19 protein-coding genes and 2 tRNA genes are annotated in these 24,624 nt (G+C 67.7%); 8 read left to right on the plus strand and 13 right to left on the minus strand.

Annotated features, from left to right (window positions below; translation table 11 throughout):
• The first annotated feature begins 361 nt into the window (after window positions 1-361).
• Both C0V75_RS16800 and C0V75_RS16805 read left to right on the plus strand, forming a co-directional pair.
• Window positions 362-1,558, plus strand: a complete 1,197-nt coding sequence (locus C0V75_RS16800; RefSeq protein ID WP_254216525.1) for a PLP-dependent aminotransferase family protein — start codon at window positions 362-364, stop codon at window positions 1,556-1,558.
• A complete protein-coding gene (locus C0V75_RS16805; protein ID WP_101922139.1) occupies window positions 1,558-2,247 on the plus strand; it encodes an RraA family protein in 690 nt (229 codons plus the stop codon). Before C0V75_RS16800 ends, C0V75_RS16805 begins: the two co-directional genes overlap by 1 nt.
• 29 nt (window positions 2,248-2,276) lie before the next feature.
• Here the strand turns inward: C0V75_RS16805 and mraY are convergent, their stop codons facing one another.
• The 9 genes from mraY to C0V75_RS16850 form a co-directional block, all read right to left on the minus strand.
• Window positions 2,277-3,359, minus strand: a complete 1,083-nt coding sequence (mraY, locus tag C0V75_RS16810) for a phospho-N-acetylmuramoyl-pentapeptide-transferase (RefSeq protein ID WP_101922140.1) — start codon at window positions 3,357-3,359, stop codon at window positions 2,277-2,279.
• Window positions 3,359-4,801: a UDP-N-acetylmuramoyl-tripeptide--D-alanyl-D-alanine ligase gene (gene murF, locus C0V75_RS16815; protein WP_371410698.1), complete on the minus strand. Its 1,443-nt coding sequence runs from the start codon at window positions 4,799-4,801 to the stop codon at window positions 3,359-3,361. The genes mraY and murF overlap by 1 nt, the downstream gene beginning before the upstream one ends.
• A complete protein-coding gene (locus C0V75_RS16820; protein ID WP_101922142.1) occupies window positions 4,801-6,282 on the minus strand; it encodes a UDP-N-acetylmuramoyl-L-alanyl-D-glutamate--2,6-diaminopimelate ligase in 1,482 nt (493 codons plus the stop codon). The genes murF and C0V75_RS16820 overlap by 1 nt, the downstream gene beginning before the upstream one ends.
• An 18-nt stretch (window positions 6,283-6,300) precedes the next feature.
• Complete coding sequence (locus C0V75_RS16825) at window positions 6,301-8,088, minus strand: penicillin-binding protein 2 (RefSeq protein ID WP_101922143.1); 1,788 nt, start codon at window positions 8,086-8,088, stop codon at window positions 6,301-6,303.
• Window positions 8,085-8,495 (minus strand): cell division protein FtsL, encoded by a 411-nt coding sequence (locus tag C0V75_RS16830; protein WP_254216511.1) that lies wholly within the window; start codon window positions 8,493-8,495, stop codon window positions 8,085-8,087. Before C0V75_RS16830 ends, C0V75_RS16825 begins: the two co-directional genes overlap by 4 nt.
• Window positions 8,495-9,499 (minus strand): 16S rRNA (cytosine(1402)-N(4))-methyltransferase RsmH, encoded by a 1,005-nt coding sequence (gene rsmH / locus C0V75_RS16835; RefSeq protein WP_101922144.1) that lies wholly within the window; start codon window positions 9,497-9,499, stop codon window positions 8,495-8,497. The genes C0V75_RS16830 and rsmH overlap by 1 nt, the downstream gene beginning before the upstream one ends.
• A 3-nt stretch (window positions 9,500-9,502) precedes the next feature.
• Complete coding sequence (locus C0V75_RS16840; RefSeq protein WP_101922145.1) at window positions 9,503-10,009, minus strand: division/cell wall cluster transcriptional repressor MraZ; 507 nt, start codon at window positions 10,007-10,009, stop codon at window positions 9,503-9,505.
• A 770-nt stretch (window positions 10,010-10,779) separates the two neighbouring features.
• A complete protein-coding gene (locus C0V75_RS16845; RefSeq protein ID WP_101922146.1) occupies window positions 10,780-10,983 on the minus strand; it encodes a hypothetical protein in 204 nt (67 codons plus the stop codon).
• A gap of 215 nt (window positions 10,984-11,198) precedes the next feature.
• Entirely contained in the window at window positions 11,199-12,275 is a 1,077-nt protein-coding gene (locus tag C0V75_RS16850) for an Mrp/NBP35 family ATP-binding protein (protein ID WP_101922147.1), read from the minus strand.
• A gap of 260 nt (window positions 12,276-12,535) precedes the next feature.
• On the opposite strand from C0V75_RS16850, the gene C0V75_RS16855 reads away from it, so the two are divergent.
• Both C0V75_RS16855 and C0V75_RS16860 read left to right on the plus strand, forming a co-directional pair.
• Entirely contained in the window at window positions 12,536-12,751 is a 216-nt protein-coding gene (locus C0V75_RS16855; protein ID WP_101922148.1) for a DUF1127 domain-containing protein, read from the plus strand.
• Between the two features lie 629 nt (window positions 12,752-13,380).
• Window positions 13,381-14,523, plus strand: coding sequence for a benzoate/H(+) symporter BenE family transporter (locus C0V75_RS16860; protein ID WP_101922149.1), 1,143 nt, complete (start codon window positions 13,381-13,383; stop codon window positions 14,521-14,523).
• A gap of 132 nt (window positions 14,524-14,655) precedes the next feature.
• On the opposite strand, the gene C0V75_RS16865 is transcribed toward C0V75_RS16860, so the two are convergent.
• Window positions 14,656-17,079: an ATP-dependent helicase gene (locus C0V75_RS16865; protein ID WP_101922150.1), complete on the minus strand. Its 2,424-nt coding sequence runs from the start codon at window positions 17,077-17,079 to the stop codon at window positions 14,656-14,658.
• A 254-nt stretch (window positions 17,080-17,333) separates the two neighbouring features.
• On the opposite strand from C0V75_RS16865, the gene C0V75_RS16870 reads away from it, so the two are divergent.
• A complete protein-coding gene (locus C0V75_RS16870; RefSeq protein WP_101922151.1) occupies window positions 17,334-20,777 on the plus strand; it encodes a pyruvate carboxylase in 3,444 nt (1,147 codons plus the stop codon).
• 99 nt (window positions 20,778-20,876) lie between these two features.
• On the opposite strand, the gene C0V75_RS16875 is transcribed toward C0V75_RS16870, so the two are convergent.
• Entirely contained in the window at window positions 20,877-21,341 is a 465-nt protein-coding gene (locus C0V75_RS16875; RefSeq protein ID WP_101922152.1) for a DUF1579 domain-containing protein, read from the minus strand.
• A 204-nt stretch (window positions 21,342-21,545) separates the two neighbouring features.
• Between C0V75_RS16875 and C0V75_RS16880 the strand changes: the two genes are divergently transcribed.
• A tRNA-Gly gene (locus C0V75_RS16880) sits at window positions 21,546-21,620 on the plus strand.
• A 109-nt stretch (window positions 21,621-21,729) separates the two neighbouring features.
• A tRNA-Gly gene (locus C0V75_RS16885) sits at window positions 21,730-21,804 on the plus strand.
• A gap of 111 nt (window positions 21,805-21,915) precedes the next feature.
• On the opposite strand, the gene C0V75_RS16890 is transcribed toward C0V75_RS16885, so the two are convergent.
• Both C0V75_RS16890 and C0V75_RS24150 read right to left on the minus strand, forming a co-directional pair.
• Window positions 21,916-22,254, minus strand: coding sequence for a hypothetical protein (locus C0V75_RS16890; RefSeq protein ID WP_101922153.1), 339 nt, complete (start codon window positions 22,252-22,254; stop codon window positions 21,916-21,918).
• Window positions 22,255-22,378: 124 nt separating this feature from the next.
• A complete protein-coding gene (locus tag C0V75_RS24150) occupies window positions 22,379-23,386 on the minus strand; it encodes a response regulator (protein WP_101922154.1) in 1,008 nt (335 codons plus the stop codon).
• A 270-nt stretch (window positions 23,387-23,656) separates the two neighbouring features.
• Here C0V75_RS24150 and C0V75_RS16900 point away from each other — a divergent pair, with 270 nt between their 5' ends.
• Window positions 23,657-24,598, plus strand: coding sequence for a metal ABC transporter solute-binding protein, Zn/Mn family (locus tag C0V75_RS16900; RefSeq protein ID WP_101922155.1), 942 nt, complete (start codon window positions 23,657-23,659; stop codon window positions 24,596-24,598).
• The last annotated feature ends 26 nt before the right edge of the window (window positions 24,599-24,624 follow it).

The following is a 24,624-nucleotide window of genomic DNA, read 5'->3' on the forward strand; positions in this document are numbered from 1 at the left end:
GTCAAAGGGGCAAGCCCGAAGGCCAGACAGCGCAGCCAGGGCAGCGGCGGGCCGAACAGGCCCGGCCCGGCCCCCCCCGCCCCCGCCCCCGGGGCCGCCCCCCCCCCCCCCCCCCCCCCCCCCCCCCCCCACCCCCCCCCCCCCCCCCACCCCCCCCCCCCCCCCCCCCCCCCCCCCCCTCCTTCCTCCCCCCGCCGGGGGGGGGGGGGGGGGGCCCCCCCCCCCCTCCGCCGCCTCCACCCCGCGCCCCGCCAGACAGACACCCCCCCGCGATCCCGAAAGCCGGGGACAGCCCCCCGCTCCGGCTCACCCACCCGGCCCAAGACTTGCGCCCCGCCCCGTTCCGGTATCTCCTTCGCCCATGCCGAACACGCTCCCCCCCTTCGCGCGCCGGATGGACATGGTCCGCCCCTCCGCCATCCGCGATCTCCTCGCCCTCGGGGCCGACCCGTCGATCCTCTCCTTCGGCGGCGGCTATCCCGATGCCGCGCTCTTCCCGCGCGACCTCCTGCAAGGCGTCTTCCGCGACGCCATTGCCGATCCCTCCGGCGATCCGCTGCAATATGCCCCCTCCGACGGCCTGCCACGCCTCCGCGCCCAGATCGCCGCCCTGATGACGGCTGATGGCACCCCCACCACCCCTGACGAGGTGCTCATCCTGCAAGGCTCCCAGCAGGGGCTCGACTTCGCGGCGAAGATGCTGGTGAACCCCGGCGAGACGATCCTCGTCGAAGACCCCACCTTCCTCGGCGCGCTGATCGCCTTCGCCCCGGCCCAGCCCCGCTACGCCGCCATCCCGATGGACGCGGAGGGCATGGATCTCGACGCTCTGGAAAGGACGCTCGCGGAAACCCCCGATGCCCGCCTTCTCTACACCGTGCCCGATTTCCAGAACCCGACCGGGGCCACCCTCTCCCTCCCCCGCCGCCACCGGCTGATCGACCTCGCCAACCGCCACGACCTGATCCTGCTGGAGGATACCCCCTACCGCCACATACGCTTCGCAGGCGACAGCCTGCCCACGCTGAAATCCCTCGATACCGAAGGCCGCGTCATCCATCTGGGCAGTTTCTCCAAGATCCTCGTCCCCGCGCTCCGCCTCGGCTGGGCCGTGGCCGCGCCCCCGCTCCTCGAACGGCTCTCGCTCCTCAAGGTCGCGGCCGATACCCAGACCTCCACCCTCAACATGGCCGCCACCTCGCTCTTCCTCGACCGCCACGACCTCCAGGCCCATATCGCCACCCTGCGCGCCGCCTATCGCCGGAAGAAAGAGGTGATGCTCGACGCCATCCGCCAGCATTTCCCGCAAGAGGTGACGGTGACCGATCCCGATGGCGGGCTCTTCACCTGGGCGCGCTTTCCCGAAGGCTTCGACGCCACCGCCTTCCTGCGCGACCATGCACTTCCCGAGGCGCGCGTGGCCTATGTCCCGGGCGGGACCTTCTTTGCCACGCATCCCCGCCCCAATCACGCCCGGATCAACTTCTCCGCCCAATCCGAAGACCGCATCCGCCAGGGCATCGCCGCCCTCGGCGCCTGCCTGAAGGATCATCTGTGATGGCCGACCCCCAGCACCACGTCACCCTGCACCGCAGCAGCCTTCCCCCGGCCCCCGATCTTTCCGACTGGGGCGCGATCCCCGTCGCCGTGGCGGTGGATTGCGTCCCCGGCGCGCACCAGATCGACCCGGCCATCCGCCCCCTGCGCCCGGCAGGACAGCAGCCCCGCCTCACGGGCCGCGCCGTCACCGTGGACTGTCACGCCCCGGATTTCGGCGCGGTGCTGCACGCGCTCGATCTCGTGCAACGGGGCGAGGTTCTGGTCATTGCCGCCCGCGGCCACCGCGACCATGCCATGATCGGCGATATCCTGTCCGGCCATCTGCGCGACAAGGGCGCGGCGGGCGTCATCGTCGATGGCGCGATCCGCGACACGGGAACCCTCGGCCGCTGGGACGATTTCGCCGCCTTCGCCCGCCACGTCACTCCCTGCGGTCCGACCGGGGCCGAGGCAGGCGGCGTGAACGGTCCCGTCGCCTTCGGCGGCATCACCATTCATCCGGGCGACCTCATCCTCGGCGATGATGACGGCCTCGTCTGCCTGCCGCCCGAGACATGGCAGACGGGCCTCGCCCCCGCCCGCGCCAAACTCGCGCTGGAAGAGCGGTGGACGGAAGCCCTCCGCAGCGGCACGGCGACCAAGGCCTTCGGCCTGCCCGCGCCCTTCCGGGGGCGCGGCACCCCGTAGGATGGGCGATACCGCCCATCCCGCGATCCTCACCGCACCTTCAGCGTCGCCAGCCCGATCAGCGCCAGGATCAGCGAGATGATCCAGAACCGGATCACGATCTGCGGCTCGGCCCAGCCCTTCTTCTCGAAATGATGGTGGATCGGCGCCATCAGGAAGACGCGTTTCCCGGTCCGCTTGAAATAGGCGACCTGGATGATCACGCTCATCGCCTCGACGACGAACAGCCCGCCCACGATGGCCAGCACGATCTCATGCTTGGTGCAGACGGCAATCGCCCCCAGCGCGCCCCCCAGCGCCAGCGACCCGGTATCGCCCATGAACACCGCCGCCGGCGGCGCGTTGTACCACAGGAAGCCCATGCCCCCCCCGAACAGCGCCGCGCAGAAGATCAGCAACTCCCCTGTGCCGGGCACGAAATGCACGCCCAGATATTCGGTGTAATTCGCATTCCCCACCACATAGGCGATCACCCCGAATGTGCCGGCCGCGATCATCACCGGCATGATGGCAAGGCCATCCAGACCATCCGTCAGGTTCACCGCATTGGCCGCCCCCACGATCACCACCATGCCGAAGGGGATGAAGAACCACCACAGGTTCAGCAGAAGGTCCTTGAAGAAGGGAAAGGCAAGCTGATGGGTCAGGTCGCCGGGATGAAAGCTCGACGCCGCATAAGAGGCCAGCGCCGCGATCACCAGCCCCGCGCCAAAGCGCACCTTCCCCGGCACGCCCTTGGTGTTCTGCTTCGTGACCTTCGCATAATCATCGGCAAAGCCGATCAACCCGAAGGCCAGCGTCACCAGAAGCACGATCCAGACATAAGGATTGTCCCACCGCGCCCAAAGCAGCGTGGACACCATCAGCGCCGACAGGATCAACAGCCCCCCCATCGTCGGCGTCCCCGCCTTGGCGAAATGGCTCTGCGGCCCGTCATCGCGGATCGGCTGGCCCTTCTTCTGCTTGCGGCGCAGGAAATCAATCAGCGGCCGCCCGAAGACGAAACCGAAGATCAGCGCGGTGAGGAAGGCCCCCCCCGCCCGCACCGTCTGATAGCGGAACAGGTTGAACACGTCGCCCCCGTCCGAAAAGGCGCTCAGCCAGTAGAACATCAGTCCGTCCCCTTGTTCTTGGGCGCCACCGCCTGCCCCAGTTTGCGCAGGCCGTCAACGACCTGACTGACCTTGGACCCCTTCGATCCCTTCACCAGCACGATATCCCCGGCGTCGATGATCGACCGCGCCCGCGGCGCAAGCTCTGCCGCCGTCTCCACCCACTCGCCGCGCTGCGCCCGTGGCAGCACCTGCCACAGCGCCTTCATCCGCGGCCCGACGCAATGGATCACCGCCACCCGCTCCAGCCCCGGATGCCGCGCGATGGCGGCATGCAACTCGGCCTCGCGCGGCCCCAGTTCCAGCATGTCGCCCAGCACCGCGATCCGCCGCCCCGTCGCCAGCCGCCCGATGCCGTTCTCCGGCTCCGCCGCGATCAGCACATCCAGCGCCGCCGCAAGGCTGGCCGGATTGGCATTGAAGGCATCGTCGATCAGGTCAAACCCCGTCTCCTCCAGCGTATCCATCACGATCCGCTCGCGCGTCCCGCGCCCAGCCGGCGGCGACCAGCGCCCGATGTCGCAGGCCGCAATCGCCGCATCGCAGCCCAGAGCCTCGGCCACCGCCAGCGCGCCAAGGGCATTGGCCGCGAAATGCCGCCCCGGCGACAGCACCTTGAACAGCAGCGGCTCGCCGCCCCGCACCGCCCGCACCACCGTCGCCCCGTCCGACAGGCTGACCGACTGGATGCGCCAATCCGCGGCTTCCGACGCACCAAAGCCCACCACCCGCGCACCCACCGCCTCGGCCTTTGCCCGCAGGATCGGCGCGGTCTCGATATCGGCGTTCAGCACCGCCACGCCCCCCGGCCGCAAACCGTCAAGGATCGACGCCTTCTCCCGCGCGATACCTTCCACGCTCTCGAAGGCCTCCAGATGCGCCGGCGCCACCGTCGTCACCATCGCCACATCCAGATCGGCCATCCGTGCCAGCGGCGCGATCTCGCCGGGATGGTTCATCCCGATCTCGATCACCGCGAATTCCGTCTCCTCCGGCATCCGCGCCAGCGTCAGGGGCACGCCCCAATGGTTGTTGTAACTCGCCTCCGCCGCATGGACGCGCCCCTGCCCGCCCAGCACCGCGCGCAGCATCTCCTTCGTCGATGTCTTGCCGACCGATCCGGTGATCCCCACCACCTTTGCCCGCGTCCGCGCCCGCGCCGCCCGGCCCAGATCCTCCAGCGCGCGCAGCACATCCGGCACCACCAGAAGCGGCGCATCCGCCGCCACCCCCTCGGGGATGCGCGACACCAGCGCCGCCGCCGCCCCCTTCTCCAGCGCCGCCGCCACGAAATCATGCCCGTCGCGCAGATCCTTCAGCGCCACGAACAATTCGCCCGCCCGCAGGGTCCGCGTGTCGATCGACACCCCCGTCGCAGACCAGGCCCGCGTGACCCGCCCCCCCGTCGCCCGCGCCGCATCCTCGGACCGCCACAGCACCATCAGATCACCCCGTCCAGCGCCGCAACCGCGATGCTCGCCTGTTCCACATCGTCGAAAGGATAGACATCGCCCTTGATGATCTGCCCCGTCTCATGCCCCTTTCCCGCGATCAGCAGCGCATCGCCCGGGCCCAGCGCATCCACCCCGCGCAAGATGGCCTCCGCCCGGTCGCCCACCTCATTCGCCTCGGGGCAGGCTTGCAAAATCTCGGCACGGATGACCTCGGGCTCCTCGCTGCGCGGGTTGTCGTCTGTCACGAACAGAACATCGGCAAACTCCCGCGCCGCCGCCCCCATCAGCGGGCGCTTCAACCGGTCCCGGTCCCCGCCCGCCCCAAAGACGATGACGATCCGCCCCATCACATGCGGGCGCAGCGCCTTCAATGCCGTCGCAATCGCATCCGGCGTATGGGCGTAATCGACAAAGACCGCCGCCCCATTCGCCCGCGTCGCGGCCAGTTGCATCCGGCCCCGCACCCCCGTCAGCTTCGGCAGCACGCCAAAGACCGCCGCAGGCTCCTCGCCCGCCGCGATCACCAGCCCCGCCGCCAGCGCCACATTCTCCGCCTGAAACCCGCCGATCAGCGCCAGCTTCACCTGATGCGCCTGCACCCCCTGCCAGACGAAACGCACCTCCTGCCCCGTCGCCTCGGCCCTCTGCCCCGTGATCCGCAGATCGCAACCGGCCCCATGCCCCACGGTCAGCACCCGCTGCCCCCGCGCCCGCGCCACCTCGGCCATCCGCGCGCCGTTCGGATCGTTCAGGTTCACCACCGCCACGCCGTCATCGGGGAGCACCCGCCCGAACAGCTCTGCCTTGGCGGCGAAATAGGCCTCCATCGTGCCGTGATAATCCAGATGATCCTGCGTGAAATTGGTGAAGCCCGCCGCCGCCAGCCGCACCCCGTCCATCCGCCGCTGGTCAAGACCATGGGACGAGGCTTCCATCGCCGCATGGGTCACCCCCGCCGCCACCGCCTGCGCCAGCATCGCATGCAGGGTTATCGCATCCGGCGTGGTGTGGGACGACGGCGCCGACCAGGCCCCCTCCACCCCCGTCGTGCCGATATTGATCGCCTCATGCCCCAGCGCGGCCCAGATCTGCCGGGTGAAGGTGGCGACGGATGTCTTGCCATTGGTCCCGGTGACGGCAACCATCACCCCCGGCTGCGCCCCGAACCACAGGGCCGCTGCCCCCGACAGGGCCGCCCGCGCATCCTCCGCCACCACCAGCGCCGCCCCCGATCCGGCCAGCGCCTCGCCCGCGATCCGCGCGCCCGCCGCATCCGTCAGAACCGCCGCCGCACCCATCCGCAGCGCCGGCCCGATGAACTCCGCCCCATGCAGCCGCGCGCCGGGCAGGGCGGCAAACAGAAAGCCGGGCTTCACCGCCCGGCTGTCCACCGTCACGCCCGAAAGCACCGGGTCCGCGCCCCCCCGCGCCGTCAGGCCGAGTTCCGACAGTTTCTTCGCCCCGGCCATCTGCCCCAGACCCCCGCCTCAGTTCGAGACGGCTGTTAGCTCATCCACCGGCGGGGGTTCAACCACCGGTCGCAACCCCATCAGCGGGGCCGTGCGCCGGATGATCTCGCCCGCCACCGGCACCGCCGTCCAGCCCGCCGTCCGGCGCGGCTCGCTGCCCGAGGTTTCCACCGGCTCGTCCAGCGTCACGACAAGCACATATTTCGGATTGTCCGCCGGAAACAGGCTGGCGAAGGTGTTCACCACCTTGTCGGTGTCATAGCCGCCCTGCGCATTGGGCTTTTCCGCCGTCCCGGTCTTGCCCGCCACCTGATAGCCCGGCACATCGCCCAGCGTCGCCGTCCCCTCGCCCACCACGCGCCGCAACATGCGGATGGACGCCGCCGCCGTCTGCTCCGACATGACGCGCGGCCCGTTCTGCGGCACGCCGCCCTGCAACAGCGTCGGCTTCACCATCACCCCGCCATTGGCAATCGCCGCATAGGCCACCGCCAGATGCATCGGGCTGGCCGAAATGCCATGCCCATAGCTCGTGGTGATCGTGGTGATGTCGGGCCAGCGTTTCGGCACGATGGGCCGCGCCCCCGGCGCCTCCACCAGTTCGATGGTCGTCGGCTCAAAGAACCCCAGCGACTGGAAGAACGCCGCCTGCCGCTCCGCCCCGATCATCAGCGCAAGGTTCGCCGTGCCGACATTGGACGACTTCACGATCACATCCTCGACCGACAGCAGCGGACCATAGTTCTTGTTCTGGAATTCCTTGATGGTGAACCGGCCCCAACGCTTGGGCGCATTGGCATCCACCATCGTATCCATCTCCACCAGCCCCTGCTCAAGCGCATTGGCCACGGTAAAAATCTTGAAGGTGGACCCCAGCTCATACACCCCCTGCACCGCACGGTTGAACAGCGGGCTATCCCCGGGATCGCCTTTCACAAGCGGATTGGGCCGGTCATTCGGATCGAAGGCCGGCAGCGAGGCCAGCGACAGGATCTCCCCCGTCCGCACATCCATCAGGATCGCCGCCGCCCCCTTGGCGTTCAGCATCGTCTTGCCGGTGGCCAGCACCTCTTCAATCGTCGCCTGCAAGGTCAGGTCGATGGACAGCGCCAAGGGCGTGCCCGACTGCGCCGGATCGCGCAGCCGCGCATCCAGCGCCTTCTCGATCCCCGCCGTCCCGATCACCTCCGCCGAAGACACGCCCTCGGCCCCGAAACTCGCCCCGCCCAGCACATGCGCCGCCAACTGCCCATTGGGATAAAGCCGCATCTCGCGCGGCCCGAACAAAAGCCCTGGATCGCCGATCTCATGCACCCGCTGCATCTGCTCGGGGCTCATCACCCGCCGGATCCACAGGAAGGACCGCCCGTCGGTCAGCCGCCGTTCCAGCGCCACAGGGTCGATCTCGGGGAAGATCTTCGCCAATTCCCGCGCCACCCGGCCCGGATCGACCATGTCCCGCGGCTGCGCATAAAGCGCATAGGTCTGCATGTTGGTCGCCAGAATCCGCCCGTTGCGATCCGTGATATCGGCCCGCGTCGCCACGATCTCGGCCCCCGCCGCCGCCGTGCGCGGCTCCATCGGCTCGGTCGCGGCCAAGAGCCCCATCCGCGCCCCGATGGTGGCAAAGGCCGCAAGGAACCCCAGGCTCAGGAACAGAAGCCGCACCTCCGCCCGCGCGCGGGACTTGTCGCGAATCTCCTCATGCCGCAGGCGCAGGTTCTCGCGCTCGATCGTATCGGGATTCTCGCCCTTCTGACGGGCCGAAAGGATGCGGGCCAGCGGGCGCAGGGGTGTGCGGATCATGGGAATTGTCCGTCAACAGGGGAAGGGGCGATCTCCGCCCCGGTCAGGGGATCGGTCTGTCCGGTCACCGAAACCGGCGCGTCGATATCGGGAAAACCCTCCATCCCGGGCAGGATGGTCGGCGCCGGATAGGTCACCTGCGCCGCCGCCCCGAACTGCACCGGTTCCAGCGGCAAGAGACCCAGCCGGTCGAAATTCAGCGTCGCCAGCTCGCGCAGCCGCTCCGGCCGGTTCAGATAGGCCCATTCCGCCCGTTGCAGCGTCAGCGCCTCGCGCAAGGACGCGATCTCGTTCTGCAATTTCGTCATCTCGCGCAGCGCCGCCTGGGTGGCGTAATTCTCGCGATAGGCCCAGAAGGCCAGCCCCATCACGGCCAGGAAGGAAAAGACGAAAAACACCGGGCGCATCAGCGGCGTCCTTTCTTCGGTTGAAACTCGGGCAGGCCCAGCGCGGCAGGCGCGATCCGGGCCGCAGGCACCGCCGTCCGCCGCGCCACGCGCAGCTTGGCACTGCGGGCGCGCGGATTGGCGGCCAGTTCCGCCGCATCCGGCCCCACCGCCTTTCGGGTGATCATCTCGAACCGCGCCGCACTGTCGGCCCGCGCGGGCGCATAGCGGTTGGCATTCGCCTCCGCCCCGCTGGCGATCTGGAAGAACCGCTTCACGATCCGGTCCTCAAGGCTGTGAAACGTCACCACCGCCAGCCGCCCGCCGGGCTTCAGCGCCCGCTCCGCCGCCTGCAACCCTTCGGCCAGACTGTCGAACTCCGTGTTCACCGCAATCCGGATCGCCTGGAAACTCCGCGTCGCCGGATGGCTCTGTCCCGGCTTCGGGCGCGGCAGGCATTTCGCCACGATCTCGGCCAGCCGCAGCGTCGTGGTGATCTGCTCCACCGCCCGCGCCTCCACGATGGCCCGCGCGATCCGCCCCGAGGCCCGCTCCTCGCCGTAATGATAAAGGATATCCGCCAGCAGCCCCTCACCCGCCGAATTCACCAGATCGGCGGCACTCTCCCCCTCCTGGCTCATCCGCATGTCCAGAGGCCCGTCCTTCTGGAAGGAAAAACCCCGCTCCGCCCGATCAAGCTGCATCGACGACACGCCCAGATCCAGCACGACCCCGTCCAGCGGCCCGTCCGCATGGGCGTCAAGCTCTGCGAAGTTCCCCGCCACCAGCCGAAGCCGGTCGCCATAGGCCCCCGCCCAGTCCGCCGCCATCTGCAAGGCCAGCGGGTCGCGGTCCACCCCCGTCACCCGCGCCGCCCCCGCCTCCAGAAGCCCCCGCGCATAGCCGCCCGCACCGAAAGTGCCGTCCAGCCAGTTGCCCTCCACCGGGGCAACCGCCGCCAGCAACGGGCCCAGGAGCACCGGGATATGGGGGATGCGACCGATCTCCTGATCGCGGGCGGCCAAGGCTCACACCTCCGGCAGGTCGCCCAACAGCGACAGGATGTCCATGTCCTCCGGCAGCGCCGCCAGATCGGCCTCGGCCGCGCCCAGGATATCGTCCTCGTAGATATCGGCCTTCCAGAGCTGGAACGTGTCCAGCGACCCGGCCAGCACCGCCTCGCCGCCCTCCGATGCCGTCATCCCGATCTTCTCGCGCACCTTCGGCGGCAGCACGATCCGCCCGTCATCGTCGATCTCCACCGTCGCCGACAGGGTGATCATGTTGCGCTCAAGGATGCGCCGCTCGCGCGACCCGATGGGTTTCCTGCGGATCATCGCCTCAAGGCGCTGCGCGCCCGCGATCGTATAGCATTCCGCGAATTTCCGGCGCTCGTCACCATAGACGATCACGATGCGCTTGCGGGGGCTGTCAGGGTCTCCGGCCTCCAGAACACGGCGAAAGGCCGCCGGGATCAACACCCGCGCCTTACCGTCCACCTTCTGGGTGAACTCGCCTCTGAACGCCTCCGACATGGGCCTTCCGGCCTCCTCGCGCAGCTTGTTTGCCCTGCTCCGTCAGGCCCCTGCCCGGAAATCCGGGCCCTTAAACGGAAACGGCGGACCGAGCTGCTGCCACTGCTCGATCCGCCGCCTGTCCCATCGCTGGGCGTCCAGCTACGCGCGCCACCTGGGGGAGATGTCTGCTCGCTCGCGCGCCGGATCTCTGGTTTCGATGAAGGCGGGGCCTGTATGAAGCCTGCTTTCGCCTGTTCGGGGTCTTGTGCCGCCCCTGCTTTCGTTTTCCCGTCCTCATCGTCGTGAACATTAGATGCCACGGGATTTCCCCCCACGCAACGGGAATTTTTGGGACGAAGCGGGCATATCTTGTTTCAGCCCCCAGGACCGCACAGCATCTTGTAGAGTTATCCACAGGCCAGAGCCAACAGATTGGCCTCTATTCCTCAAATGATCACAATATCTAGTGATGGCTTGTGATGGCCGCGGTCTCCCACGCGATCCCAAGTTTTTTTCGGGCCGCAGCCGGACAGGGCCAAAAACTCCATCCGGACGGGTCGGATCACGCCCGGAAGGGCCGGATTCCGCCCCGGGAACCACTCTATCCCACGTTTTCCCGCTTCATTGATTCGGCGCAAGGCACGGTCCCGAACCGTCCCACCCGATCCCGCGCCAAGGGCGCAGGTCCTGCGGCGCGGGCCTCATCCCGCCGCGCCGCCACTCTGGCCGGCGCCTGGGCAGGCGCATGGGCAGGCCCAGTCCGGGGCCGGGCGCCGCCCGCCGTGCCGTCAGTTCTGCAAGGGATGGCAGATCGGCTGGCCCGCCGCGTCAAAGCCCGCGACCACGCATTCCGATCCGTCCGACAGGATCAGCACCGTGCCGATGGCGATGGCCGCCGTCGAGGCCCTGCCGCCGCCGCCCTTCTTCTTCTCGATCTCCTGCGGCGCAATCAGGGCTGCCACATCCGGGACGGGGGGAAGTTCAAAGCTCATGCGCGGGCCTTTCCGGTGCCGGGCGGCAGAGCGCCGCCCTCCCCGAGATGGGAAGCGCCGCGCCCTCCGTCCAGACCCTCTGCACGGGCGCACCGTTAACCATAAGTCCGCCCCGATCTCTGCCGGGATTTGTATGTACACTTTGCGGCACAGAATGCGGCACGGAACACGGCACAGCCGTTTTCGCCCAAACCCCCGTTCCGGCTGGAAAATCCTTACGCCATCCCGCCCGCGATCAACCCCCGCGCCAACCGCGCATAGGCCTCCGCCTCCGGCGCATCCGTCGCCGCGATGGGCGTTCCCGCATCCCCCGCCATCCGCACCGAAAGCGCCAGCGGCAATTCCCCCAGGAAGGGCAGGCCCAGCTTGGCCGCCTCCGCCTTCACCCCGCCATGGCCGAAGATCTGCGTCTCATGCCCGCAATTGGGGCAGCAGAAGGTGGACATGTTCTCGATCAGCCCCAGCACCGGCACCTTCAATTTGCTGAACATGTCCAGCGCTTTGCGCGCATCCAGCAGCGCCACATCCTGCGGCGTCGAAACCACCAGCGCGCCCGTCAACTGCGTCCGCTGCGCCAGCGACAACTGGATATCGCCCGTCCCCGGCGGCAGGTCGATGATCAGGATGTCCAGCTTCCCCCAGGCCACCTGCCCCAGCAATTGCTGCAAGGCCCCCATGATCATCGGCCCCCGCCAGATGACCGCCTCATCCTCCTTCAGCATCAGCCCGATCGACATCATGGTCACGCCATGTGCCTGCAAAGGCTCGATGATCTTGCCATCCGGGCTGGCCGGCCGCTTCGAAACCCCCATCATCCGCGGCTGGCTAGGCCCATAGATATCGGCATCCAGCAACCCCACCTTCCGCCCCTGCCGCGCCAGCGCCACGGCAAGGTTCGACGACACGGTGGATTTCCCCACGCCGCCCTTCCCGCTCGCCACCGCGATGATCCGGTCCACCCCCGAAACCTTCTGCGGCCCGCCCTGCTGCGGCGTCGGATGCTGCCCGATCTTCAAGGTCGGCGGCGCGGCAGGCTTCGCCGCCGGACCATGCGCCGTCATCACCACCTGCACCGTTTCCACCCCGGCCAGCCGCTTCACCGCCGCCTCCGCCGCCGCCGGCACCGGGCCCAGGGCGCGGGCCGCCTCGGGGCTCTCCGCCTCGATGACAAAGCGCACCAGACCGCCCTCAACCGTTAGCGCACGAATCAGATCGCGGGACACAAGATCCCCCCCGCCGGGCAGGCCGACCCCGGAAAGCGCCCGCAGGATTTCCTCTTTCGTAACCGTCATGCGTTCTTCTCCTGCCCAAGCTTTCGGCAAACCTCGTCATCTTTTCGGCACTCGGCAAGACCGAGTTGACCAATTGCTCAGGTTTTCAGCGAAACCTCTGAAATTAATGACGTTTCCGTGACAATCAGCCATGCGATTGCTGCATGGCAGCATTGCAGGCCCGGTCTATTGTGCAGGTGCAGCATATGCCCCATGTTTCCGGTAACAGCGCGACAGAACGTTGTCCTGACAACAGATGTAACAAACTGAGGCTGATCGAAATGGCTTATGTCAACTCTTCCCGCGCCGCGTCCTTCTCGCTGGCTGACCGCATCTCTGGCTTCCTGGCCCAGTTCAAGGTGCAGATGGCTCGCCGCGCCGTGTACAACCAGACCGTCCGCGAACTGGTGCAACTGACCGATCGCGAACTGGCCGATCTCGGCATCGCCCGGGTCGATATCCCCACCGTGGCGCGCGAAGCCGCCTACGGAAAGTAAGTTTCTTGCTGAACCCCACCTCCTCCCGGGGTTCATAGCAAAAGCGGCGGCGCTTCTCCTCCTCCCTGGCGCCGCCGCACTTTGATCCGGAAGCCGCGCTCCAGCGTATGCTTCCCAGACAGATCCGAAGTCCCCCTCCTCCTCCCTGGGGACACGGAAAAGCGGCGGTTCCGCTCCTCCTCCCAGGAACCGCCGCACCAAATTCCGGGGCCAAGACCCCAACGGCGTGCGACAGGCCCCCTCCTCCTCCCTGGGGCCATCGGACCAGCGGCGACCCCCTCCTCCTCCCTGGGGTCGCCGCACCAAGTTTCGGGGCCAAAAGGCCCCAACGGCGTGCGACAGGCCCTCCTCCTCCTCCCTGAGGGCCATCGGACCAGCGGCGGTTCCCACCTCCTCCCGGGAACCGCCGCTCCCCGATCTCGCAAGCCGCAGCCAGGTTCGGACCCGGCCATCCCCTCCTCCCTCGGCCGGGACGAAGACGCGACCCGGCCTTCCCCTCCTCCCTTGGCCGGGACGCCTGCAAGCGGCGGCGCCCCTCCCTCGGGCGCCGCCGTTCTGCATTCCGCGGCTTGCATCCCCCCCGCCCCCCGCCGATAGTCCCCGCCGAACGCACCCATCCGGCAGGCCCGATGCGCCCCTCCCTTCTGTCCGCCGCCCTTGTCGCCGCCCTCGTCGGCTATGGCTCCACCATTGCCCTCGTCCTCGCTGCGGCCCAGGCACTGGGCGCAACGCCCGCACAGACCGCAAGCTGGGTGATGGGCGTCTGCTTCGCCAAGGCGCTTGGCAGCGCCCTCCTCTCCAGCCTCTACCGCGTGCCGGTCGTGCTGGCCTGGTCCACCCCCGGCGCGGCCCTGATCGCGGCGTCGTCAGGCTATGACATGGCCGAAGGCGTGGCGGCCTTCCTGCTGGCGGGCCTGCTGATCGCCGCCACGGGCCTGATCCGCCCCCTCGGCACGCTGGTCGGCAAGATCCCGGACGGCATCGCCGCCGCCATGCTGGCCGGCGTCCTGCTGCCTTTCGTCCTGAAAGGCGCAGGCGCAGCGCAGGCCGCCCCCCTGCTCGTCGCCCCGATGGTCGCGCTCTTTGCCCTTGTCCGGCTCAAGAACCCCGCCATGGCCGTCCTTGCCGCCCTGGCCGCAGGCCTCGCCACCGCCTTCGCCAGCGGTGCGGCACTTCTGCCGCTCCTGCCCCCCATTCCGCCCACACCCACCCTCATCACACCCGAATTCCACTGGGCCGCCCTCATCGGCCTCGGCCTGCCGCTCTACCTCGTCACCATGGCCTCGCAGAACCTGCCCGGCTTCGCCACAATGCGCGCCGCAGGCTATGAGCCGCCCGTCGCCCCGGCCCTGACGGTCACCGGCCTGATCTCGGCCGCCACCGCCCTGATCGGCGCGCATACGGTGAACATGGCCGCGATCACGGCGGCCATCTGCATGGGCGATGACGTGCATCCCGACCGGGCACAGCGCTGGAAGGTCGGTCTGGCCTATGCGGGTGTCTGGGTGATCCTCGGCCTCACCGGGCCCGTCGTCATCGCGATCCTCGCCGCCCTGCCCCCCGCCCTGATGACCGCGCTGGTGGCGCTGGCGCTGCTCGGCCCCCTGACGGGCGCGCTGACCGGGGCCTTCGCCGCCCCCGACCAGCGTTTTGCCGCCACGATGACCCTTGCCGTCACCGGCGCGGGCGTGGCCTTCGCGGGCATCGGCGCGGCCTTCTGGGGGCTGCTGGCGGGCCTCGCGATCTGGGCCCTTGAACACCGCGCGCGCTGACGATTTCTGACGCAGAAATCGCCCCGATTTCTGCCCGCAGAAAACGCATGGCAAGCGCAACGCTGCATCCCGATTTCTGCGCGCAGAAATCGCCGCGTTTCCTGCGTCAGGAAACGCTCCCCCCCGCGCGCCTCAGAACGGCACCTCATCCGCGTCATCGGCATCCACGACAAAGCCCGCCACGACCTTCTTGATCCCGGCCTTGGAGAAGTCGATCTCCAGCTTGCCCCCTTCGATCCCGATGACGATCCCATAGCCGAACTTGCGGTGGAACACCCGGTCCCCTTCGGCAAAAGCCGGCACCGCCGTCGCGTCGATCACCACCCCCCTCGCCTCGCGCGGCTGCGACACGCCCCGCGTCTGCACCCGGTCCTGCATCCGCTTCCATCCCGGCGAGTTATAGACATCCGCCTTCGCCACCCGCTCATCCATCGCGGAGGACACCGCATAGGGCGCCGCCGCGCCAAAGCCCCCGCCATAAAGCCCGGGCGGCGTCAGCACCTCGACATGCGCCGCCGGCAATTCGTCGATGAAGCGGCTGGGCAACTGGCTCTGCCATTGCCCATAGACCCGGCGGTTCGAGGCGAAGGAGATGGTGCAGAGCTCCTCTGCCCGCGTGATCCCCACATAGGCCAGCCGCCGCTCTTCCTCCAACCCCTTCAACCCGCTTTCGTCCATCGACCGCTGGCTGGGGAACAGCCCATCCTCCCAGCCCGGCAGGAACACCACCGGGAATTCCAGCCCCTTGGCGGCATGCAGCGTCATGATCGACACCTTCTCGCCCGCCTCCTCCGTCTCGTTGTCCATGATCAACGCGACATGTTCCAGGAAACCTTGCAGATTGTCGAACTGCTCCAGCGCCTTGACGAGTTCCTTCAGGTTCTCCAGCCGCCCCGGCGCCTCGGGCGTCTTGTCGTTCTGCCACATCTCCGTGTAGCCCGACTCCTCCAAAATCATCTCGGCCAGCCGGACATGATCCATCGCGGGCGCAACCGCCGCGATCGGTTCCAGCACATCATCGTCGCCCGCTACCCGCACCGTCTCGCGCGTCAGCGCGTGCCAGCGGTCGATCCCCTCCACGAAGGCGCGCAACTGCCCCGCGCCCTTGCCGCCGATCCCGCCATGGGCCAGCAGTTCCCGCGCGCCCTCATGCAGCGACACCCCCGCCAGCCGCGCCGCGCGCTGGATATCCGCCTGCGCCTTGTCGCCCAGCCCGCGCTTGGGGACATTCACCACCCGCTCGAAGGCCAGATCATCCTCGGGCGAAACCGCCAGCCGGAAATAGGCCATCGCATCGCGGATCTCCTGCCGCTCATAGAACCTCGGCCCGCCGATCACCCGATAGGGCAGCCCGATGGTCAGGAACCGGTCCTCGAAGGCCCGCATCTGATGGCTCGCCCGCACCAGAATCGCCTGCCCGTCCAGCCCGACAGGGTCCAACCCCCGCCCGCCGCGCAGCAGCGCCTCGATCTCTTCCCCGATCCAGCGCGCCTCTTCCTCACCATCCCAATGGCCGATCAGACGGACCTTTTCGCCCTCCTTCACATCCGTCCACAGCGTCTTGCCCAACCGCCCGGCATTCCCCGCAATCACGCCCGAGGCGGCGGCAAGGATATGCGGGGTGGACCGGTAGTTCTGCTCCAGCCGCACCACATGGGCACCGGGGAAATCCTTCTCGAAGCGCAGGATATTGCCCACCTCCGCGCCCCGCCAGCCATAGATCGACTGGTCATCATCCCCCACACAGCAGATGTTGCGATGCGCCTGCGCCAGAAGCCGCAGCCACAGATACTGGCAGACGTTGGTGTCCTGATACTCGTCCACCAGAATGTAGCGGAACCACCGCTGATACTGCGCCAGCACATCGGGATGGGTCTGAAAGATCACCACGCAATGCAGCAGCAGATCGCCGAAATCGCAGGCGTTCAGCGTCCGCAACCGCTCCTGATACTGCGCGTAAAGCTCCGTCCCGCGATTGGCGTAGCCGCCCGCCTCGCCGGACGGCACCCGCTCCGGCGTCAGGGCGCGGTTCTTCCAGCCATCGATCATCCCCGCCAGCATCCGCGCAGGCCAGCGCTTCTCGTCGATATTCGCCGCCACGATCAACTGCTTCAGCAGCCGGATCTGGTCATCCGTATCCAGAATGGTGAAGTTCGACTTCAACCCCACCAATTCCGCATGCCGCCGCAGGATCTTGACCGACAGCGAATGGAAGGTGCCCATCCAGGGCATCCCCTCCGCCACCTCGCCCAGCATCCGCCCCACGCGCAGCTTCATCTCCCGCGCGGCCTTGTTGGTAAAGGTCACCGACAGGATCTCGTTCGGCCGCGCCTTGCCCATCCGCAACAGATGCACGATCCGCGCCGTCAGCGCCTTGGTCTTGCCCGTCCCGGCGCCCGCCAGCATCAGCACCGGGCCATCCAGCGCCTCCACCGCCTCGCGCTGCGCGGGGTTCAGGTCATCCAGGTATGGCGCAGGCCGCGCCGCCATCATGGCCCGCTGCGACAGCGGCACCACCGCCGCCTCTGCCCCTGCTTCGTCATCCCAACCATTCATGCGCGAAACCCTAGCGCCATCGGCGGCAAAGGAAAAGGTTCCGCAAATGTTCCGGCGCAACTTTTCCTGTCCGCGCCGCCCACCCGCTTTGCAGCCGCAAAGCCATCCCTGCATATTTCGCAAAATTTGCATATTGCGCCGGTCGCCGCCCTTGCGCTGCATTGCAGCAGGCCTAGAGTGACCCGGTCTGGCCCGGCCCCCGCACCCGGAGCAGACGAAAAGCCCGCCTGACCTGCCGATATCCGGAGAGAGTGATGCCAGAGTTCCGCAAGATCCTCGTCGCCAATCGGGGCGAGATCGCCATCCGCGTGATGCGCGCCGCCAATGAGATGGGCAAGAAGACCGTCGCCGTCTTCGCCGAAGAAGACAAGCTGTCCCTCCACCGCTTCAAGGCCGACGAAGCCTATCGCATCGGCGAGGGCCTCTCGCCCGTCGGCGCCTATCTCTCGATCCCGGAAATCATCCGCGTGGCCAAGATGTCGGGGGCGGATGCCATCCATCCCGGCTATGGCCTTCTCTCCGAAAACCCCGATTTCGTCGAAGCCTGCGATCAGGCCGGCATCACCTTCATCGGCCCCCGCGCCGAAACCATGCGCGCCTTGGGCGACAAGGCCTCCGCCCGCCGCGTGGCGATCGAGGCGGGCGTCCCCGTCATCCCGGCGACCGAAGTGCTGGGCGATGACATGGCCCTCATCAAGAAACAGGCCGCCGACGTGGGCTATCCCCTGATGCTCAAGGCAAGCTGGGGCGGCGGCGGGCGCGGCATGCGCCCGATCCTGTCGGAAGACGAGCTTGAATCGAAGGTCCGCGAAGGCCGGCGCGAGGCCGAGGCCGCCTTCGGCAATGGCGAAGGCTATCTCGAAAAGATGATCCAGCGCGCCCGCCATGTCGAAGTGCAGATCCTCGGCGACAAGCAGGGCAATGTCTGGCACCTCTGGGAACGGGATTGCACCGTGCAGCGCCGCAACCAGAAGGTCGTCGAACGCGCCCCCGCCCCCTACCTGACGCAGGCCCAGCGCGAAGAGGTCTGCGACATGGCCAAGCGCATCACCCAGCATGTCGATTACGAATGCGCGGGCACCGTGGAATTCCTGATGGATATGGACACGGGCAAGTTCTACTTCATCGAGGTGAACCCCCGCGTGCAGGTCGAACATACCGTGACCGAAGAGGTCACGGGGATCGACATCGTCCAGGCCCAGATCCTGATCGAGGAAGGCAAGTCGCTGGCCGAAGCGACCGGCGTTCCCTCACAGGCCGATGTCAAACTCAACGGCCACGCCCTGCAATGCCGGGTGACGACCGAAGACCCGCTCAACAACTTCATCCCCGATTACGGGCGGCTGACCGCCTACCGCTCCGCAACCGGGAACGGCATCCGGCTGGACGGCGGCACCGCCTATGCGGGCGGCGTCATCACCCGCTATTACGACTCGCTGCTGGTGAAGGTCACGGCCCATGCCCAGACGCCGGAAAAGGCCATCGCGCGGATGGACCGCGCCCTGCGCGAATTCCGCATCCGCGGGGTGGCCACGAACATCGAATTCGTCATCAACCTCCTGAAACACCCCACCTTCCTCGATGACAGCTACACCACCAAGTTCATCGACACGACGCCCGAGCTTTTCGCCTTCAAGAAACGCCGCGACCGGGCCACGAAGATCCTCACCTATATCGCCGACATCACGGTGAACGGGCATCCCGAAACCGTCGGCCGCCCCAAACCCCCGGCCGAGGCGAAGATGCCAAAGCCGCCAAAGCTCCTGACCGAAACGCCCGCCACCGGCACCCGCAACCTGCTAGAACAGAAGGGCCCGCAGGCCGTGGCCGACTGGATGAAGGCGCAGAAGAAGGTCCTCATCACCGACACCACCATGCGCGACGGCCACCAGTCGCTCCTCGCCACCCGGATGCGCTCCATCGACATGGTCCGCGTGGCCCCCGCCTATGCCGCCAACCTGCCGCAGCTCTTCTCGGTCGAATGCTGGGGCGGCGCCACCTTCGACGTGGCCTACCGCTTCCTCCAGGAATGCCCCTGGCAGCGCCTGCGCGACCTGCGCGCCGCCATGCCCAACCTGATGACCCAGATGCTGCTGCGCGCCTCGAACGGCGTCGGCTACACCAACTATCCCGACAATGTCGTCCGCGCCTTCGTCCTTCAGGCCGCCAAGACGGGCGTCGATGTCTTCCGCGTCTTCGACAGCCTCAACTGGGTCGAAAACATGCGCGTCGCCATGGATGCGGTGATCGAGGCGAACAAGGTCTGCGAAGGCACGATCTGCTATACCGGCGACATGCTCGATCCGAACAGGTCCAAATATGACCTGAAATACTATGTGGACCGCGCCAAGGAACTGAAATCCGCAGGCGCCCATGTGCTGGGCCTCAAGGACATGGCCGGGCTTCTGAAACCCGCCTCCGCCCGCCTCCTCGTCAAGACGCTGAAACAGGAAATCGGCCTTCCGGTCCATTTCCACACCCATGACACCTCGGGTGCGGCGGCCGCCACCATCCTCGCCGCCTGCGATGCGGGCGTGGATGCCGTGGATGCCGCGATGGATGCCTTCTCGGGCGGCACCTCGCAGCCCTGCCTCGGCTCCATCGTCGAGGCGCTCCGCCACACCGACCGTGATACCGGGCTCGACATCAAGGCGATCCGCGAGATTTCCAACTACTGGGAACATGTCCGCGTGCAATATGCCGCCTTCGAATCCGGCCTGCCCGCCCCGGCCTCCGAAGTCTATCTGCACGAAATGCCCGGCGGCCAGTTCACCAACCTCAAGGCGCAGGCCCGCTCCCTCGGGCTCGAGGAACGCTGGCCCGAGGTCGCGCAGGCCTATGCCGACGCGAACCAGATGTTCGGCGATATCGTCAAGGTCACGCCTTCGTCCAAGGTCGTGGGTGACATGGCCCTGATGATGGTGGCCCAGGGCCTGACCCGCGCGCAGGTCGAAGACCCCAATACCGATGTGGCCTTCCCCGACTCCGTCGTGGACATGCTCAAGGGCAATCTCGGCCAACCCCATGGCGGCTGGCCCGACGGCATCCTGAAAAAGGTGCTGAAGGGCGAAAAACCCCTCACCGAACGCCCCGGCAAGACCCTGCCCCCCGTCGATCTGGAAGAAACGCGGGCCAAGCTTTCCGCCGAACTCGGCGGCAAGGCGGTGGATGACGAGGATCTCAACGGCTACCTCATGTATCCCAAGGTCTTCCTCGATTACATGGGCCGCCACCGCCTCTACGGCCCGGTGCGCGCCCTGCCGACGAAGATCTTCTTCTACGGCATGGAACCCGGCGAAGAGATCACGGCCGAGATCGACCCCGGCAAGCAGCTTGAAATCCGTCTGCAAGCCGTGGGCGAAACGACCGAGGATGGCGAGGTCCGCGTCTTCTTCGAACTCAACGGCCAGCCCCGCGTGATCCGCGTGCCGAACCGCGCCGTGAAGGCCAAGACGGCAGCACGGCCCAAGGCGCAGGACGGCAACCCCGCCCATATCGGCGCGCCGATGCCCGGCTCCATCGCCTCCGTGGCTGTCACCGTCGGCTCCAAGGTCCGCGCGGGCGACCTCCTGCTCACGATCGAGGCGATGAAGATGGAAACGGGCCTCCATGCCGACCGCGAGGCGGTGGTGAAGGCGCTCCATGTCCATGCCGGCAGCCAGATCGAGGCGAAGGACCTGCTGATCGAACTGGAATGATCCCGCACGGGATGGGCGCAATCGCCCATCCTACCCCCCCGGAGGATGGGCAGGCCTGCCCATCCCTTCCGCCGCAGCACAGGATGGCGACCCCGCCCCTCAGGCGCGGCGGAAGTCCATGATCCAGTTCACTTCCCAGCTTTCCCCGCCATCCGGCGAAAAGGCCTGTTGCCAGCGCGGCCCCTCCGCCGTCTGCCGCCATTCGAATTCCACAAGGATGGGCAGCCCCTGAAAGCTGTCCTCCGCCCGGAACCGTCCGACGCCTTCGACAAAGCGCCCCTTCACCGGCACGTCCAGCATATGGGGGTTCCGCCCGTCCACCCACCAGATCGCCCACAGCCCGCTCGCCGGATCGAAGGTCCGCAGGGCCAGCGCCCGATACTCTCCCCCCGGCAGGTGCAGCAGATTGTCCTCAACATTGCCCAGCCCGCCCATCACCCGCTGCATCCGGCTGGTCCCGGAGAACTCCTCCCAATCCTGCGCCCCCGCCAGCCGCGTGCCCAGCCGCCGGTGCCGCACCGTCCAGGACCCTTCCTCGAAATCGAAATCCGCCCGCCCGTCCATGCCACCCTCCCTCGCCAGACCTGCGGACAGTCTGCCACGAAGGCGGGAACATTAGAAGAACATTTATCGGCGCGCCCGCACGCCCCGCCGCGCGGCCTCCTGCGGCCCTCGGCCGAACCGGGGGCAGGGAAAAACTTTGCCCTGCCGCAAATTACCCCTTGCGGCCCCCGGAAATGCGCAATAAATCCCCCTCGTCCAACCGGCGCGGGCGTAGCTCAGGGGTAGAGCATAACCTTGCCAAGGTTAGGGTCGTGAGTTCGAATCTCATCGCCCGCTCCAGTCGGACCAAGGCAAAGGGCCGCCCTCCGGGGCGGCCTTTCGCATTGGGCCCTGTCCGATTTTCCCCTTGCACCCGCCCCCGCCCCGCACTATCACCCCGCCACGGAGTGCGGGCGTAGCTCAGGGGTAGAGCATAACCTTGCCAAGGTTAGGGTCGTGAGTTCGAATCTCATCGCCCGCTCCAGTCTTCCAGCGCAGATGTCAGGCAATACCGGGCCAACGGCCCGCTCCTCGGCCTGTCTCAACGCCGAAAAAGGGGGCACCGCCCCCTTCCCCTGCCTTCCTGACGAAAGGATCACTCCAGGCGCAGCTTCGCGCTGCCATGCGTGCCGTCGTCGCGGTTGAAGGCCATCACGGCCAGCCCGTCCTCGACCGACATCAGCGCCTCGCCCTCCACCCGGTCGGAACAGGTCAGCGGAAAGCCCACCGCCGCCCCGGCCTTCGACGGATGGGCGTAAAGCCCCTCGCAGACCCAGCCATGCACGCTTTCCACGCGCACCTCGAGCCCCTCGCCCGAGGCTGCGGGAACCATCGCGATGGCCCCCCAGCGCGACATGACCTCGCCCGCCGCGACCGGTCCCACACCTGCCGCGAAAGCTGCGCCTGCGCACAGCAACTTCATGAAATGCTTCATGTCCTGTCCTTGCTCGCCTTCACCCTCCCGGCGCCTCACCGGGGGACTGCGGGGCGTTCTGCCCTCTCTTTGTGGCACCAGCAGGGCATGACCTTGGCCCGCCCGTCAAGCGCCGCCGTGGCACCTAATGCAAGGTGGCGGAAATCCGCCCCCCCGGCGCGCCCGAATAGGGCAATCCCGGCGGCAGCGTCTCCCAGGCGCCCATCGGCATCAGCGGCACCGCCGCATCCAGCCGCATCCGCACCCGCTGCAACAGACGCCCGGCCGATGCGCCGATCAGCGGCGCCCGCACCGGCGGCCCCGCCGCCACATCCGGCGGCGGCAGGCCCAGCGCGCGATAGGCGGCCCACATCGGCCCGCGCGCCGCCGCCAGCGCCACCTGCAATTCCTCCCGCTCCACCCATTGGCCGCGTTCGAGGATGGCGATGAAATCGCCCGATCCCGCATAGGCCATGTGGAAGCGCAGCCCCGACAGATGCTGGATCACCATCGCCGCCGCTTCCGACACGAAGTCGCAATATTCCAGCCGGTCCATATGGGCATAGGCCCAGGGCGCATTGCGCAGCCGGAACCCCATGCCCACCGTCCCCGGCAGGCCCGCCCAGCCCAGACCCAGCAGATGGTTCTCCAGCGCAAGGAAATCCACCAGTCCCACATCCGATCCCGGCAGGACCGGGTCCTCGAAGCGGAAGGCGAAATCCGGCTGGTCCCGCAGGCTGCCGATATCGGCCGCCAGCGCCGCCGCCCGGTTCCGCTCTTCAAGAACCTGCGCCACCATCGACAGCCGCGCCCCCAGTTCCAACCGGTCGAGCGGCTTGTGCAGGAACTCGTTCGCCCCCGCCGCAAGCGCCCCCTTCACCCGGTCCCGCGCCTGCACGGACGAGAGCATGATGATCGGCGTGTTCCGATGCAGTTCCGTCGCCCGCAGCGCCGCGCAAAGCGCCGTACCATCCATGCCGGGCATCTCCATGTCCAGCAGCAGAACATCGGCCAACAGCGCCCCCTCCTGCGCCAGCGTCGCCGCCTCGCGCGGATCGCCGAAGGTGCGGATCGCCGCCGGATTCAGCTCGCGCAGATACTCCGTCAGGATCGACAGGAAGATCGGGTCGTCATCGACACAGACAATGCGCATCGCGGGGCCTCCGGTCCCGGCCAAATTCCGGGGTCATCCGAAAGAGCAAGACGGCAGGGAAAATTCGCGTTTAAGGCGCTGACGGAAAGTTTACCCTCCCGCAACCCCGCAAATCGCACAACCAAAGGCAGAATCCATCACGCAGCAGGCACTTTTTCGCTCACAAACTTGCGAATGCTTCTCATTCCCGTTGACTTCTGAGAACGGTTCGCACATCTTTGCCTTACAGAGCGTAAACCCACCCTCGCACCGCAACGAAAGCCGATTGCCATGATCGACCGCCGCTCCCTGCTTGGATGCTTCGCCCTCGCCCCCTTCGCAGGCACCCCCGCCCTGGCCGCCAGTGCCACCCCCACCATCGTCACCACCACCGGCATGATCGCCGATGCCGCCCGCCGCCTGTCCGGCCTGCCCGTGCAGGCGCTGATGGGTCCGGGGATGGATCCGCACGGCCATCGCCCCACCCGCACCGACATTCTCGCCCTCTCGCGCGCCGATGTCATCCTCTGGCACGGCCTCAACCTCGAGGCGCAGTTCACCGAGGTGCTTCAGGATCTCGCCCGCAAGACCACCGTCGCGGCCGTGGCCGAAACCCTGCCGCGCGACCGGCTGATGGCCGATCCCGAATATGCGGACCGCCCCGATCCGCATGTCTGGTTCGATCCGCGCCTCTGGTCCGATGTCGTCCGCGCCGTGGATGCCGCGCTCACCGGGGCAGGCGTGGACACGGCAGACAATGCCGCCACCTATCTCGAAGAGATCGCGCAGCTTGACGTCTATGCCCGCCAGTCCCTCGCCACCGTGCCGGAACGCCAGCGCATCCTCGTCACCGCCCATGACGCCTTCGCCTATTTCGGCCGCGCCTATGGCTGGCGGGTGGAGGGGATCCAGGGCATCTCCACTGAATCCGAAGCCGGCCTCGCCCGGATCGAGGAACTGGTCACCCTGATCGTCGAAAATGAAATCCCGGCGGTCTTCGTCGAAAGCTCCGTGTCCGACCGCTCCATCCGCGCCCTGATCGAAGGGGCGGGCGCACGCGGCCACAATGTCACCATCGGGGCGGAACTCTTCTCCGATGCGATGGGTCCGGATGGCACCTATGAAGGCACCTATCCCGGGATGATCGACCACAACATCACCGCCATCGCCCGCGCCCTCGGCGGGGACGCCCCCGAACGCGGGATGGCGGGGCGGCTCAATGCAGGAACGTAACACAGGCACATGATGGCGGGCCCAAC

Source organism: Tabrizicola sp. TH137 (genome assembly GCF_002855575.1).
Lineage (GTDB): Bacteria > Pseudomonadota > Alphaproteobacteria > Rhodobacterales > Rhodobacteraceae > Paragemmobacter.